This window comes from Chroococcidiopsis thermalis PCC 7203, from assembly GCF_000317125.1.
In the GTDB taxonomy this organism is placed as follows: domain Bacteria; phylum Cyanobacteriota; class Cyanobacteriia; order Cyanobacteriales; family Chroococcidiopsidaceae; genus Chroococcidiopsis; species Chroococcidiopsis thermalis.
The window spans coordinates 5,710,193-5,725,403 of the sequence record NC_019695.1 but is presented as its reverse complement, the minus strand read 5'-3'; the positions used below and the strand labels follow the sequence as shown (position 1 = coordinate 5,725,403).

Below are 15,211 nucleotides of genomic sequence, written 5' to 3'. Positions count from 1 at the left end.
GGTAATGGGTGATTGATGGTTGATTGACAACTGATAACTGATAACTGATAACTGACTATGCTTTTATCTCAGACAGAAAGACATTTAGCTGCTGAAATCGATTTTGATGAGTCTGTTTTGGAGATGATTAAGCAAGAATGCCAAGTCAAAATGCAGAAAATTCTTTTAAAACAAGAGGTGTATCTCAAAGATAGCGAATTGAGTTGTGTAAATGAAATTTTGCCAGCTTACTATCTTGAATTTGAGCAAGATATTTACGGAGTCTACAACTATGGAGGCAATCTTTTAGTAGAAGGCTTGTCTATTATCATCCCATCTTACATAGATTATCGGGATATTTTTGTCAAGCTAAAACAATCATTGAATCCACACGGCTATCTGACAAGCTGCGAAAATCGAGTTGGTTTGACTCCAGAGAAAAACAGGTTGAACCAATATATTTCTAGAGTTTTAAATTATGTCACACAAGCAGAATTAAGAATTGCAGTTTTTAAGGGTGAAGAACCTTGGGATATTATTAAGATTCATCAGACTAATGGGTGGAATTATGATATTTCTCCTAAAGACATAATTAATAAATTAAAATCGTGGCGGGAAGTGTGTGAATTTGAAATTATATTCGCTAGTAAAAGTAGTTTGAGTCTGGAGTTTGTAAGACCACCTACAGATATTGAAAAATTTGCTAAAGACGTAGTTGAATTTTGTCCCGATCTCCAAAATACTCAGCTAGTTGCAAGCAAGATCGAGAAGTATAAAAGTCTTTATTTAACTTGGAATTGAGCAAGAAATATATATGAATCTGGAAATGGAAATTACAATTGGCTGGTTATATCCAACTTTAATGAGTACCTATGGCGATCGCGGTAATGTTATTTGTATCCAGCGGCGCTGTGAATGGCGCAATTATACAGTGAAAATATTACCTTTAGATCGGGATTCTACGGCTCAAGATTTTTACCAAGTCGATATCCTCGTCGGTGGTGGTGCGCAAGATAGACAGCAAGAAATTGTCATGCGCGACTTGCGCGGTGCTAAAGCTGAGGCGTTACGAGACAAAATCGAAACTGGTACGCCAGGAATTTTTACTTGTGGTGCGCCGCAATTATTAGGACATTACTACGAACCAGGAGAAGGACAACGAATTGAGGGACTGGGATTATTTGATTTTGTTTCTATCCATCCCGGGTTAAATGCGCGTCGCTGTATCGGGAATTTAGTTATTGAAGTGACTGCTAAAAAGTTAGCACAGGAATTAATAGCAATGATAGGTTCGCCACCCTACTTGATTGGTTTTGAAAATCATGGCGGGCGCACAAAATTAAGTCAAGTGGAGGCGTTGGGACGGGTAATATATGGTTTAGGAAATAATGGTGAAGATGGTACAGAAGGAGCAGTTTATCAAAATGCGATCGCGACTTATTCGCATGGTCCCCTGTTACCTAAAAATCCATTTTTAGCTGATTGGTTGATTCAAACTGCCTTGAAACAAAAATATCAAGAATCAATTGCACTTGCACCTTTAGATGATACTTTAGCTAACCAAGCACGGGAAGCAATGTTCAAGAAACTGCGCGTAAATCTGCCAACCTTGGTTAAACAGTAGGGTGCGTTAATTAACGCACCTACCTAATCCAGAATTAGGCGCGATCGCTTGAATCTTTTGACTGCTATTAACAATAATCCCGCGTCAATTGCTGCTAAAATAATTAATACTATCAAAATTATTTGAGTCATATTAGTATTTCTGGCAGACTTTAAAAGACTGGTTTGTAATTGAGTTGGAATTAGGCTCAAACTCAACAGTGGAATCCAAGTTAAGGCAATAGAGACAAAAGCTAATTGTTGGGCTGCTTGTTTGACTGTGGGACTGCGGAGAGAGACAATGACACCTATACTCGCCATAGCTGTAGCTGTCAGAATTCCCAATCCAATTCCAGTTAAAGTTATTCCTATGGGGTAGAGTAAGATTTCTCCCGTGTTATGAGTTAAATTAACAGCTATCAAACCTGTTATTAAGACTATTAACGTTAATAAAAAACCATAGATAACAACTGTAATAATTTTACCGAATAGAATTGCTGCTTCTGATAGAGGACTTGCTAATAAAGTTTCTAAAGTATGTCTCTCTCTTTCTCCAGCAAAACTATCAGCAATCAGCGCCATAACTGGTAGAGTTGGTAGCCAACCCCAATAAGCAATTGTGAAGGGAGAGTCTACCCAAAATGTACCAATCTGAATGGGCATAAGCAAGCCGAATATTAAGATTAAAGGTAGCCAACTTAGGATTGTTGTTTTAATACTACCGCGCTGAAATAGTAATTCGCGCCATTCTTTCCAGATGACAGTCCAAATATCGGTAATCATACAAAATCTATTTGATTGACTATATATCCCGTAAGGGCGGGTTTACTAAACATGTCTGTTTTTAGATTGAGATCTTGGTGAACCCGCCCCTACGTTATCCACAATTGATGACTTGTTGTGCTGTTAAATTTAAATCTGGAAATAATTCTGATGGAATGCAATGCTAGGTTGAACACGTGGATATTGTTTTTTATACTATTCTTGCTTTAGTAGATAGTTATTATTAGATACAATGATTCGAGTCAAAACTTTACGTGAGGAGTTTGAAGCAGGCGAAAATGGTGGATACGTATATGGTGAGATTCAGAGGCGAAGAAGTTTTCCCGTATATGTTGAGCTTGGGATAGAACAAGAATATATTCCATCCTCCTAGGATAATTGAAAAACAGAGTATAGACTGTTTAAAAAATGTAACGTTTTCGTCGCTGAGACTGACGAACAACTCGACAGAGAAGAATATCTTTACTCTTCGCTCAATGTGACGGTAATTATATATTGTTAGTTACTGGGAAGAAGACACAGGAGCAACACGCCGTTTTCCCATTTGCTTGTGCTGAATTTCTATGCGATCGCGATTTTTTTCTAAAAATTCTTCAAGTTCTTCTATAGGAACTTGAATAGTCTCTCCGTTTTTGAGTTTGACGGTAAACATAGCGCATTGTTTCTCTAAGATTATCCAATAATACCATGTAAACATGGTATTATTGGGAGCCAACCAGGCTGCGTATAGTAGTGGTAAGGTGCGTTTTCAAAACGCACCCTACAAGCTGTGCCAAATTTGGGCGGGGCGACTCATAGCCGCCTTAAGCACTAGTAGCGCGATCTGTCAGACGAGTTAATACCTGATTAGAACGCTCGACAAAAGATTTCATACCTTCAGCATTAAATCCTTTTTGTGCCATCAATGCTAAGTCATAAACATGTTGACAAATTGAATTAGCTAATTCGGCACTTGGTGACTGTCCTTCACCTTGGATAATACTACCTTGGCTGAGACTGACTAAGTTTTGAATCAGCGGATGCGCGGTATTAACTAGCAAGATATGATCGTCAGGAAACTGTGCTGTTTGCTGCTGAACAAAAGCACTCATTTCTTGAATGCGGCGCAGATATTCAGGTAACAACACCATTGCTGGGGGCGTACCTTGCGGATCGTCAGATTTTAATGCTTCTGTACGAATATTGAGTTTGGGTTTATTCAAGGCTTTTTCAAACAATTCCTTGATTAATTCGCTGCGAGTTTTGTTCGTAGTCGGATCGACAATTTCCCCAGCTTTATCTTTGTCAAGTAGAGTTTGATCTAAGTCAGAATCAACGCGAGAGGATTTAACGTCTGAATACTCTCTTTCTAGGAAAGAAATAAAGTGAGTATCGATAAAGGAATCCATAAACAGGACTTCTAAACCCTGCTTCTTATGCAATTCGACATAAGTAGCTTGGGTAACTTCATCGGTGCAATAGTAAACGCGATTCTCGTGACGTTCTTTGTTACGTTCTAGGTATTCTTTCAGCGTGGTATAGGAGGAAGTCGTAGGGGCGTTCTCCTGCACGCCCGTACCTGAGTCGGGAGTAGATTCTGCTGGTTGTACGTCTTGCCATGCGTCTCCCTCTTCTGCTTGCACTTGGACGGCTGGTGTTTCTGTCGCAGGTGAGGACGCAGCCACTACAGGCGTTTCATAGGTTGTGCGGTAGATGACGATATCTTCGACTTGTTTTTTAAATTTCTCGTCGTTGAGGGAACCAAATTTGACAAACGTACCTACGTCTTGCCAAACTTTGATATATTCTTCGCGACTATCGCGATAAAGTTCTTTCAGGCGATCGCCAACTTTACGAGAAATATAATCGGCAATTTTCCTTACCGTCCGGTCTGTTTGCAAAGCGCTACGGGAGACGTTAAGGGGAATATCGGTGCTATCAATCACTCCCCGCATTGGTAGTAAGAATCGCGGGATAATCTCTTCGCAATGGTCGCTAACAAAGACTTGGTTGCAGAATAGTTTGATCTGTCCTTGAGTGACATCCACATCCGGTCTGAGTTTGGGAAAATACAAAATCCCGTTGAGGATGAAAGGATAGTCGGTGTTGAGATGTACCCACAGCAGGGGTTCTTCTTGAAACGGATACAAGTAGCGGTAAAATTCCAAATAATCTTCTTTGGTGAGATTATTAGCTGACTCTCGCCAAGGTGCTTTTTGCTGGTTGATAACCTCGCCATTCAGTTTGATGGGAACAGGCAGAAAATCGCAATAAGTCTTGACAAGTTGCTTGATACGTGCGTCTTCTACATACTCCTGCTCGTCTTCCATTAAGTGCAGGGTAATCGTCGTACCGCGATCGCTCCGAGATGAATCTTCTAAAATAAACTCTGGGGAACCATCGCAACTCCAATGCACGGCTGGCGCACCTGCTTGGTAAGACAGAGTATCGATCTCAACTTTTTGCGCCACCATAAAGGAAGAGTAAAAACCCAAGCCAAAATGACCGATGATCTGTTGGTCTTTCCCTTCGTACTTGTGAATAAATTCTTCCGCACTAGAGAAAGCCACTTGGTTGATATATTTCTTGACTTCCTCCGCCGTCATCCCGATACCGTTGTCGGAGATGGACAGGGTTTTGCGATCTTTGTCTATAGCAATTTGAATTTCTGGTTCGCCTATCTCGCCGGAATACTCCCCAGCACGGGATACCATTTTCAGCTTTTGGATAGCATCAACTGCGTTAGAGATCAATTCCCGCAAGAAAACCTCATGGTCGGAGTAGAGAGATTTCTTAATAATGGGGAAAATATTCTCAGTGTGGATGCTGATTGTGCCTTGTTCCCGCATACTAAATCAGTGTTGTGGTGAATGTTCTTTAATCAGGATCTTAATGGCTTAAACCACGCGATCGCTCTTTACTTAACTAAAGATTCCCCCCAACGCTAATTCGGTTTACCCTACCTGTCTTTAGTAAGTCAGGAGTCGGGAGTCGGGATAAGAGAGCTGAGGGAGCGCAAGGTTGCTGAGGAAGCTGAGGGGAGAAAAGAGCTGAGGGAGCCCAGGGAGCCCAGGGAGCCCAGGGAGCAAAACTACCATGCACCACGCACCACGTACCACTTTTTAACCAACTACCAACTACCAACTACCAACTACCAACTACCAATTACCCTTTACCCATAACCACTCCTTACTGATAACTGATAACTAATAACTGATATGACTCAGGATATGCAACGCGAATTTACCAGTCGTGAAGAACTGGTAGCCTACTTAAAAGAACAATTTCCCACCGCTGCGAGTCGAGATGATAATATCAGCGAGACTGTCGGGGGACGCAAAGCTGCTGAAAAAGCTTTACAAACAGTAGATCCGGCAGGTTACGCCAAAACTCGCAACTTTCTCACGGGTGCGGTAACCCGTCTCTCGCCCTATCTTCGCTATGGAGTTTTGAGTCTCGCTGATGTTAAGAAATATGTCTTGAACAAAATTCAGCAGCCGGATGAAGCAACGAAATTAATTAACGAACTCGGCTGGCGCGATTATTGGCAACGCCTATATGTCAAATTAGGAAATGGAATTTGGGAAGATCGAGAAGAATATAAAACTGGTTACACTACCAAAGAGTACGCCCCCGAACTACCAGAAGATATCGCCACAGGGACGACAGGGCTAGTTTGTATCGACAGTTTCAGTCAACAAATGCATCAAACTGGATATTTACACAACCACGCCCGGATGTGGATGGCTGCTTACATGGTGCATTGGCGACGTATCCGCTGGCAAGTCGGGGCGATTTGGTTTTTGGAACATTTATTAGATGGCGATCCGGCGAGTAACAATATGTCTTGGCAATGGGTAGCAAGTACGTTTAGCCACAAACCCTATTTCTTTAACCGCGAAAATTTAGAACGTTATACAAATGGTGTTTACTGTCGCGAATGTCCCCTCTACGGACATTGTGACTTTGAAGGCAGTTACGAACAAATAGAACAGCGATTGTTTCCCAAGGCAGAATTTAACAAACAACCCAACAGTCAAAGTTGGCAACGCGGGAAGAGACAAGGTGGACAAGGGGGACAAGGGAGACAAGGGGGACAAGGGGGACAAGGGAGACAAGGGGGACAAGGGGGACAAGGGGGACAAGGGGGACAAGGGGGACAAGGGAGACAAGGGGGACAAGGGAGACAAGGGAGACAAGGGGGACAAGGGAGACAAGGAGGATAACTACAACCATCAACCACCTACTACCAACTACCCATTACCAATTACCCATTACCATGAACCAACCGATTATTTGGATACACGGAGATTGCTTGAGTCCAAAAAACCCTGCACTGCAAGAATATGCCAATTCGCCTGCAATTTGGGTTTGGGATGAGGCTTTAATTGAGGAGTGGCAGTTAAGTTTGAAACGAATTGTTTTTATTTATGAATGTTTGTTGGAATTACCAGTTGTGATTAGACGAGGTGATGTGGCGAAAGAAGTGTTAGCTTTTGCCAAAGAACATAATGCTGATTCAATTGTGACAGCAAATAGTCCTAGTCCCAGATTTGAAACAATTTGTGATGAAATTGAGCGATCGCTAAAACTTGAAGTTCTCGAAACCGAGCCATTTTTTGAGTACGATGGTTACATCGATCTGAAACGATTCTCTCGTTATTGGAAAGTAGCAGAAAGATATGTATATGGTAGGGGGCATTAATTAACGCGCTCTACTTATTCCCCGTAAAAGTTACCCCTTGAATAAAGTAGCGATTGAAAAAGGCATAAATTAGTAAGGCGGGTAAAGTGAATACCATTGAAGCAGCCATGATATAGTTCCAATAACTAATGTATTGCCCCTTAAATGTATTCAAGCCCAAAGGTAAAGTAAACATTTCTGAAGTAGAAACAATCATTAACGGCATTAAAAAGTTATTCCACGAACCTAAAAAGATAAATATAGTTTGAGCTGCTAAGGCTGGTCTAGCTAAAGGTAAAACAATCTGAAAGAAAGTTTCTAAGTAACCCAAACCATCTAAGGCAGCAGCTTCTTCTAATTCCTTGGGAAAGTTAACAAAAAACTGCCGCATCATAAAGATAAAAGTTGCATTGACAATATTCGGAACAATTAATCCCTGATATGAATTTAACCAGCCTAAAGATTTTAGAATTAAAAAACTAGGAATTAGCGTGACTTGAGCTGGAACCATTAAAACTGCTAAAATACAGAAAAATAAGATCTGATTTCCTTTAAAAGGAATGCGAGCAAGGGCATAACCAGCCATTGAGTTAAATAAAAGGTTGAAAATAGTGACAGTGCTAGCAACTACAACACTATTAAATAGCCAACGACCAAATAATGGTTCTTCTAGAAAAATCTTCTGATAATTTTCTAAAGTAAAGTTTTGCGGAATCAAGTTCAAGCCGCCAGCAATAATTTCAGACAAGGGTTTAAATGAAGCAGAAAGCGCCCAAGCAAAGGGTAAAAAAGTTGCGATCGCATAGACAATCAAAATCGCATATAAAATTGCAATAAAAGATATTTTTCGGTTTGCGTTCATTCGCATATCCTTTGGCAAGGCTTACACCTATAGCCTTTTTCAAATGGCTGAGATACAAGATCTGTAGGGGCGCACAGCTGTGCGCCCCTACGAATGTATTCCATCATAATGAGAATAGCTATATATTCGCAATGAGTTTTCTTAAATATATACTCATCCCTCTTTTGTTACCTTTGAAGCAGTAAAATAAAAATCTCCTGTTTCATCTAGGCATAGGACAATTGGTTTGTCCCCAACTGATGCTTTAATTAACTGCAATCTTAGTTCTCGCAAGGCTTTAATATCCCTGGCGTGTATCTCGTAAGAAACGATCTAATTCTTGTCCATCAGATAGACCAACAATCCGGGCGATTGCTGGAGCGCGATTTTCGTTTAATTTCAGAAATGATCCCTAGATGCAGAAACTTAAAGGCTTCAAAATTTCTCACATCACAGAAAAGATTTCGGTACGTTTGGCAATATTCGTCGATCAACGCTACTGTCGATCCTGGCTCTCTACCTCAACCATAGTCGCAGCCTAGCTTCTAACACTTCCTTCCCTATTTTAGTCTTGCCAAAGCAACAAAAGAGGGATTAGTTCAAATGCAACAGACAGCAGACAAAAGAGATTAGAGGGGTGACGCGAGCCGCATCTCAAGTCACGATCGCGACTTCTCCGGTGTCTAAATCGTATCGTCCGCCAACAATTTTCAATTTACCTTCTCCTACTAGTTGCATTAAAAGATCCGATCGCTCTAATTTTTTCACTTGATATTGCACGTTTGCCACAACTGCATTCTCAATTAAATCGCTTTCCGATTTATTATTTGATTTATGATTAAGTTGCGCGTTAGCGGAGCTTAACGTAGTTATCGCAGGTTCGATCGCTTTAGCAAAACTACTAATTTGACCTGGAAGTGGCTTGCCTTGTACTGCTGCTGTAACTGCACCGCATCGTTCGTGACCTAATACCATAATTAGGGGAGTCCCTAACATAGCTGCGGCATATTCTAAGCTGCCAAGTGCTTCAGTTGTGACAATATTTCCAGCAATCCGCACGTCAAATAAATCTCCAATTCCCAAATCGAATAGGATTTCTGCCGGAACGCGAGAATCAGCACAACTTAGGAGAGTAGCAAATGGATGCTGTGCGGTAGCCACTTCATGCAAGCGTGTCTGGGACTGATGCGGATGTCTCAGCTTTTGCTGCACGAAACGCTGATTTCCCGCTAGCAATCTTTGCAATGCTGTATTAGGACTATCGGGTTCGATATCCTCTATAACTGCGGCTTGCGCCGATCGCGCGTAACCAAGTAGGCTACTTGCAGCAACGCTAAAACCAACACCCGCTATCTTTAAAAACTGACGGCGATCGATAAATTTATTCTGACGACTCATAATCCTTCCTAACAAAGCAAGTAACTAGACAGGGGCACGCTAGCCACCAGCCACTAGTCACTGATAACTGATAACATTTGTACAGACGTTACATGTAACGTCTCTAAAGCGAGGCAATACATCTAACCGAACGAATCTCCATCGCATCGGAGATATAACAAGCGCCACCAAACTTATTCAAAACTGGTCGAATATTCTCTATGACTGGCTTCACTTGCTCTGGCATACAAAAAGCAATGATATAGACATTATCTAATTGCGTTGCGTCTGCACCAGGACTTCTACCAACCACGTTGCGGATCACAGTGTGTGCGATGATACCTGCTTTATCCAAGCCTGCTAAAATTTTTGTCAGTTCTACCGAATCCGCGAGGACTTCTATTCTCTTCACTGCGTGCATAGTTTTACCCCCAAAGCAGATTGATGCCGTACAAATACAAAGGAATTCCCACAATGATATTGAAGGGAAATGTCAGTGCTAGAGCGGCAGTAACGTAAAGGCTGGGATTGGCTTCTGGTAGCGTCATCCTCATAGCAGCTGGAACCGCTATATAAGAGGCACTCGCACACAATACCGAAAATAACAGTGCATTTCCCTGCGGCATCCCGATCGCTTTTGCTAAAAGTATGCCAATTGCCGCATTAACTATTGGTATCAATATAGAGAAAGAAATCAAAAATGTACCAGTTTTACCTAGATCTTTGATTCTTCCAGCAGCAACTAATCCCATATCTAACAAAAAGAAGGTTAGGACTCCGTAAAATATGCCTTGAGTAAATGGCTCTTCTACCTTCCAGCCTTTTTCTCCTGACACTGCACCTATTATTAGGCTACCAACTAAAAGAAAAACCGAACTGTTCAAGAAAGCTTCTTGCAAAACTTCCGACCAAGAAAAATCGCCATCTTGCTTGTCGATCGCAAATAGTTTTACCAAAAGCAGTCCGACAATAATTGCTGGGGATTCCATCAAAGCTAAAGCCGCTACCATGTAACCGCTAAAATCAATCCCTAGTTCAGTCAGAAAAGAACCAGCAGTAATGAAAGTGACAGCACTGATAGAACCATAGGTAGCGGCGATCGCAGCTGCGTTATACAAGTCGAGCTTGATTTTGAGAATAAAAAATGTATAAATCGGCACGATACAAGCCATCATTACCGCCGCCAAAAGGGTGAGTATGACTTCTTGACTGGCTCCGCTTTTGACAAGTTCGTTGCCTCCCTTAAACCCAATGGCAAATAGGAGATAAAGCGAAAAAAGTTTAGGTAATGGTTGAGGAATTTCTAAATCTGATTTGAGAAAAACAGCTAACATCCCCAGAAAAAAGAACAGCACTGGCGGACTCAAAACATTAGACGCGATCAAGCTTACATCCATTCCCACCTCTCCTCTGGTTTGTGGGAACAGATACCCAAAAAAGTTTTAATCATCGCAAAACTTAATATTTTATGTTAAATTCAACTACCTGACACCAACCTGGCAACCCATAGCGTTGCACTATTCCAATTTGGCAACTTCTACCCTGTAAGAACAGTATGAGGCATAGTTTATCAGAAGATGCAACTGTTTCTACCTTTGCCAACACTAATTTGTGAAGAGAAGCAAAGCTGCAAATCTAACTATTGTTGAAACTGAGATAATAACCACGCGCTAACTCTACCGTGATTCATCTCACGAGTTCGCCGCAAAGCTGCTTCTAATAAAGCAATTTCTAAACCTAGTAAAACTTGAGACTGAGTAATTCTTCTACTACCACCATTGGCAACAGAAAAAGCAAAAATTTCAATATTTTTTACATCTACAATCCAATATTCCGCTACTCCTAGTTGTTCGTAAAGCAGACGCTTTTCGCCTTTATCATCTGATAGAGAAGTATTAGCCACCTCGATCGCTAAAGTTGGTGGTGGATAAAGATCGAGATTGATAATTGTCGTTCCCCAAGGAATTGCTTCGGCATTGCCACCAATATAGTAAGACACGTCGGGCTGTGCTTCTCGAATACCTGTTTTCCGGTAGGTACAGTTATCTTTACCATTTAAATCTATACCTTTTATCGCCGCCCATAAGTGAACGGCGTAATTAATTATTGAGTGGTCGCTAGCATGGTCATTTCCCACTGGAGGCATTTCAATTCTCATCCTATCGTTAAAATAGTAGCCCTTAGCTTTTTCTAACTGCGGATTTTCAACGATCTGAACGTACTCATCCCAACTAGCTTTCACCCAGGTATCGGTTGGTAGCTCGACTTGCGAGATATTCATAGATAACCTCAGCACAAATTGCTAAATTAGACTTTCAGGAGTTATTAATATTCTCTCCGATCGCATTTGATTCGATCTGAGATTCTAGTCGTCGTTTTTGTGCTAAAAGTTCTTGTATTTTGTGATAGCGAGCGATCGCTACACTCAGCTCCAACAATTGATCGAGAGGACAAGGATAAGACCATTGCTCACCAGAGGCATCGAAACCGCAAACACGATAGCTAGTTGGAGATAACGAGCGATCGAGACTACCAGATGAATCTGTTGTCAATAAATCTGGACGTTCAAACACGATTTCCTCGATCTCGTCGTCCGATTCTGGAGCAGTTGGATAAGAATCGATCCAAGCATCAACAATTGGACCTTCGTAGTAGAGTGCTTGAATTCTCTGTGCTATTCGTTCTAAATCGACAATTGGTGCTGACGGCGATCGCTCTACTTGAATTGTCGTTGTCGGTGACGGTTCAACGCTGCTAGTAGAAAACTGGGGTAACTGTGGTGACTGGGGTGAATGGGGACGTTCGCTCTCTGCTGATGGCGGAGGTAGATCGACTTTTGGCGCTACTGGCAAAATCTGAAATGAGAGCGGGCGATCGGTTACAGGAGACGGTTCAGTGGTAGACTGCTTGAGCGTCTCTAGTTGGTCTAAAGTTGCGTGAATGCGTTGTAGTGCCTGTTTCATGTGTTTATATTTAGTGGCTGGTGACTAGTGGCTAGTGGCTAGTAATCAATAGGGTGTGGGGGAGCCAGTGCGGTCTTGGGGGTTCCCCCCATGAGCAACTGGCATTGTGGGGTGTAGTGAGTGGTGCGTGTTTTAATTACGACTTACGACTTACGACTTACGACTTACGACTTACAGCAATGATGCCAACTTCTCCTTCGAGTCGAATTGTACTCGTTACTGGACCAACTAAATCTGGTAAAAGCGAATGGGCAGAAACTCTAGCAATGCAATCTAGAAAATCGGTGATTTACATTGCGACGGCTCAAACCAATGCCGACGATCCTGAGTGGCAACAGCGGATCTCCCAACACCGCGATCGCCGTCCTGCTGACTGGTTAACCGTAGAAGCTCCAGAAAACTTAACCGAAACAATCGCCACAGCTCCCTCCTGTTGCTGCTTGCTAGTCGATTCGCTAGGAACGTGGGTAGCGAATTTGCTGGAGCAGGATAGCATTACTTGGGCAGCAACGGAGCAAAATTTAATCTTAAGTTTAGAGCGTTTAGACAATAAAGATGTAATTGTTGTAGCAGAAGAAGCTACCTGGGGCGTAGTGCCAGCTTATTCAAGCGGCAGGTTGTTTCGCGATCGCTTAGGTCAATTAGTCCGTCGCTTAGGAGCTATTGCCAACCCCGTTTACCTCATCGTCGGCGGACACGTCCTTAACCTCAGCCTGCTGGGTTCTCCACTACCTACCCCTTTAAACGAGAAACGATAGCATAGAGTCAGTTATCAGTTATCAGTTATCAGTTATCAGTTGACGGTAATTCTTCCCCCTTGTCCTCCTTGTCCCCCTTGTCTCCCTTGTCCCCCTCAGCTCTCTTCCCCCGACTCCCGACTCCCTACTCCCTACTCCCTTCTTAAAATGGCATCCACACAAGACGTTAGAAGATATCTCGCATACTGGTTTCAGTTAGGTAAGCATGTCGTCATTCGTGACGGACAAGAACGCTTGCTACCACAACCAGTGATAGAAGGCGATCGCTACAGCCAAGCTTTTGAAGAGTGCTGGCAACGCATTAGCGCACCTGATGCAGGCGACTGTTACTTGGAGGCAACAGAGGAATCAGTAGCCGATTTACTCACGCCAGAATGGGATGTGTCTCCTTGCGCCCGTTGCGCTATGCCCGTACCCATGCGTAATGTGGGAATGCCTCCTGCTTGTTGTCCTTGCAACGACTTATTGAATTGGCCCAACCTTGACGTTCCGCAGCCGCGATCGCCAGTCAATTCCCAAGTTAGACTCAAAGACATACAACAACGGCTGATGTCAATGCGCGATCGCGGTTAGATAGCTTAAATAAATTAGGCACGCAGCTCAACTAGACCTTTGCCGCTTGCTTTTCTCCTTCTGGTTGACGACGACGGGGAATTTCATAAGTTAAAAAGTCGTGTGCCATTTCAGTATTGGGAAAGATCGCCCGCGCTTCTTCTAGAAGGTGTTGTAATTGAATGTCATTCCCAGGGGCGTAGCGAGGGCTAAAATGTGTCATAACCAGTAGCTTTACTTGGGCAGCTAATGCCGTTTGTGCTGCCATTGTTGATGTGGAATGCAAACGTTGAAAAGCGAGTTCTGCATCGATATGAGAAAATGTCGCTTCGTGGATTAGTACGTCCGCACCTTGGGCAAGAGCAACTGCCCCATCGCAGAAAATTGTATCAGTACAGTATGCTAGCTTGCGCCCTGCTTCTGTGTCACCGCATAGATCGACTCCCCGAATCACCCGCCCGTCATTGAGAGTTACCGTTTCACCCCGCTTCAGTTGACCGTATACTCTCCCAGGAGGGATGTTTAACGCCTTGGCTTGTTCGACATCGAACCTCCCCGGACGGTCTTTTTCGGCAATTCGGTAGCCAAAAGCAGGAACGCGATGCTCTAAGCGATCGCAACTCACTGTAAATTCTTCATCCTCGTAAACCATCCCAGGCTGTACTGTATGGACGTGCAGCGGGTAAGATAGATGAGTTTGAGAATAGCGACCGCAGGCGCGGAGATACTCTTCTAACTTTGGCGGACCGTAAATATCAATTCGGTGCGGACTACCCGCCAAACCACAAGTAGCTAGCAATCCCATTAAGCCAAAAACATGATCGCCGTGCATGTGAGTGACGAAAATGCGGTTAATTTGGCTAATTTTTAAGTCACTCCGCATAATCTGATGCTGAGTTCCTTCCCCGCAGTCAAATAGCCAGACTTCTGCTCGTTGCGGTAGGCGAAGGGCAACACTAGAAACATTACGCGATCGCGTCGGTACACCAGAACTCGTTCCTAAAAAAGTAATCTGCACTGCGGCTGCTGTCGATCTACGACATGGCTGACGTATTCTTTATCTATACTGCCACGCGATCGGCGATCGGTAATCCGCGATTTGAGGTGTAGAATCTTTTGACTTCTGACTTTTGACTTGGAGACTTCCCTTTTGTCTCTCCAACCTATTAAAATCAAGACTCAGTACGATTGGCTTTAGCTTTAGTATTTGATAGATACTTCAGCTCGATCGAGTTTTTATAAAACTATACTTCTGATCTTATTTTTAGAGTTTTTAGAGCATTTTTAATAGCCAGCTGCCTTTTCTTCAGACAAATCTAAACTCTGTCTGTTTTTGCGAGTTTTGCTAGTTAAGTGTTACTAATATTTTAGTTAAAATTTACCTTTTTAAATTGGTATAGTGGCTGTAAGTCCAGGTGGCTGTGATGTCTCCCCACGTCCAATCTCATCTAACTCGGTGCAACTACATCAGCAAAAATCGTGTCGAAATTTGCAGTATCGCTCTAAAACCGGATCGAATTTGAACTAGATTGGGTGAAGTAGTAGTTTTTCTTTTGACGAAGTATATGTATCTAAAAATGCTTTAGCAACTGTAGATTTACTGAGATTCAGCAACATGAAAACTCAAAATTCTATGAATCTGCGGTAAAAATTCTTTCAAGGGGCGTGAAAGTTGTGGTAAACTCTTAGCGAG

General features: G+C 42.6%; 16 protein-coding genes and 1 pseudogene. 6 read left to right on the top strand and 11 right to left on the bottom strand.

Annotation, left to right across the window (positions count from 1 at the left end):
• The first annotated feature begins 57 nt into the window (after positions 1–57).
• Both CHRO_RS24980 and CHRO_RS24975 read left to right on the top strand, forming a co-directional pair.
• Positions 58–780 carry a DUF4253 domain-containing protein gene (locus CHRO_RS24980; protein WP_015157014.1) on the top strand — a complete coding sequence of 241 codons (723 nt, stop codon included), beginning with the start codon at positions 58–60 and terminating at the stop codon, positions 778–780.
• 13 nt (positions 781–793) lie between these two features.
• A complete protein-coding gene (locus CHRO_RS24975; RefSeq protein ID WP_015157013.1) occupies positions 794–1,603 on the top strand; it encodes a type 1 glutamine amidotransferase in 810 nt (269 codons plus the stop codon).
• A gap of 23 nt (positions 1,604–1,626) precedes the next feature.
• Here the strand turns inward: CHRO_RS24975 and CHRO_RS24970 are convergent, their stop codons facing one another.
• From CHRO_RS24970 to htpG, 3 genes are all read right to left on the bottom strand, one after another.
• Positions 1,627–2,364 carry an ABC transporter permease gene (locus tag CHRO_RS24970; RefSeq protein ID WP_015157012.1) on the bottom strand — a complete coding sequence of 246 codons (738 nt, stop codon included), beginning with the start codon at positions 2,362–2,364 and terminating at the stop codon, positions 1,627–1,629.
• Positions 2,365–2,866: 502 nt separating this feature from the next.
• Positions 2,867–3,016: a hypothetical protein gene (locus CHRO_RS32875; protein WP_015157010.1), complete on the bottom strand. Its 150-nt coding sequence runs from the start codon at positions 3,014–3,016 to the stop codon at positions 2,867–2,869.
• A gap of 151 nt (positions 3,017–3,167) precedes the next feature.
• Complete coding sequence (gene htpG, locus CHRO_RS24965; RefSeq protein WP_015157009.1) at positions 3,168–5,192, bottom strand: molecular chaperone HtpG; 2,025 nt, start codon at positions 5,190–5,192, stop codon at positions 3,168–3,170.
• A gap of 369 nt (positions 5,193–5,561) precedes the next feature.
• Here htpG and CHRO_RS24960 point away from each other — a divergent pair.
• Positions 5,562–6,407: pseudogene (locus CHRO_RS24960) on the top strand (FAD-binding domain-containing protein); the annotation flags it as partial.
• A gap of 215 nt (positions 6,408–6,622) precedes the next feature.
• Positions 6,623–7,048: a hypothetical protein gene (locus CHRO_RS34955; RefSeq protein WP_015157007.1), complete on the top strand. Its 426-nt coding sequence runs from the start codon at positions 6,623–6,625 to the stop codon at positions 7,046–7,048.
• Between the two features lie 10 nt (positions 7,049–7,058).
• On the opposite strand, the gene CHRO_RS24950 is transcribed toward CHRO_RS34955, so the two are convergent.
• The 6 genes from CHRO_RS24950 to CHRO_RS30050 all read right to left on the bottom strand — a co-directional run bounded on the left by CHRO_RS24950 (position 7,059) and on the right by CHRO_RS30050 (position 12,208).
• A complete protein-coding gene (locus CHRO_RS24950; protein ID WP_015157006.1) occupies positions 7,059–7,889 on the bottom strand; it encodes a carbohydrate ABC transporter permease in 831 nt (276 codons plus the stop codon).
• Positions 7,890–8,522: 633 nt separating this feature from the next.
• A complete protein-coding gene (locus CHRO_RS24945) occupies positions 8,523–9,266 on the bottom strand; it encodes a carbonic anhydrase (RefSeq protein ID WP_015157005.1) in 744 nt (247 codons plus the stop codon).
• A gap of 103 nt (positions 9,267–9,369) precedes the next feature.
• Entirely contained in the window at positions 9,370–9,666 is a 297-nt protein-coding gene (locus CHRO_RS24940; RefSeq protein WP_015157004.1) for a P-II family nitrogen regulator, read from the bottom strand.
• Between the two features lie 4 nt (positions 9,667–9,670).
• The gene (locus tag CHRO_RS24935) at positions 9,671–10,642 is read right to left on the bottom strand and encodes a sodium-dependent bicarbonate transport family permease (protein ID WP_015157003.1); all 972 of its coding nucleotides are present in this window, start codon (positions 10,640–10,642) and stop codon (positions 9,671–9,673) included.
• 242 nt (positions 10,643–10,884) lie between these two features.
• Entirely contained in the window at positions 10,885–11,526 is a 642-nt protein-coding gene (locus CHRO_RS24930) for a Uma2 family endonuclease (RefSeq protein ID WP_015157002.1), read from the bottom strand.
• A gap of 34 nt (positions 11,527–11,560) precedes the next feature.
• Positions 11,561–12,208, bottom strand: a complete 648-nt coding sequence (locus CHRO_RS30050) for a hypothetical protein (RefSeq protein WP_015157001.1) — start codon at positions 12,206–12,208, stop codon at positions 11,561–11,563.
• 179 nt (positions 12,209–12,387) lie between these two features.
• On the opposite strand from CHRO_RS30050, the gene cobU reads away from it, so the two are divergent.
• Positions 12,388–12,966, top strand: a complete 579-nt coding sequence (cobU, locus tag CHRO_RS24920; protein WP_015157000.1) for a bifunctional adenosylcobinamide kinase/adenosylcobinamide-phosphate guanylyltransferase — start codon at positions 12,388–12,390, stop codon at positions 12,964–12,966.
• A 21-nt stretch (positions 12,967–12,987) separates the two neighbouring features.
• Here the strand turns inward: cobU and CHRO_RS32870 are convergent, their stop codons facing one another.
• Positions 12,988–13,128 carry a hypothetical protein gene (locus CHRO_RS32870; RefSeq protein WP_181824233.1) on the bottom strand — a complete coding sequence of 47 codons (141 nt, stop codon included), beginning with the start codon at positions 13,126–13,128 and terminating at the stop codon, positions 12,988–12,990.
• On the opposite strand from CHRO_RS32870, the gene CHRO_RS24915 reads away from it, so the two are divergent.
• Entirely contained in the window at positions 13,114–13,539 is a 426-nt protein-coding gene (locus CHRO_RS24915) for a hypothetical protein (RefSeq protein WP_015156999.1), read from the top strand. The genes CHRO_RS32870 and CHRO_RS24915 overlap by 15 nt on opposite strands.
• 31 nt (positions 13,540–13,570) lie before the next feature.
• Here the strand turns inward: CHRO_RS24915 and CHRO_RS24910 are convergent, their stop codons facing one another.
• A complete protein-coding gene (locus CHRO_RS24910; protein ID WP_015156998.1) occupies positions 13,571–14,536 on the bottom strand; it encodes a ribonuclease Z in 966 nt (321 codons plus the stop codon).
• Between the last annotated feature and the right edge of the window lie 675 nt (positions 14,537–15,211).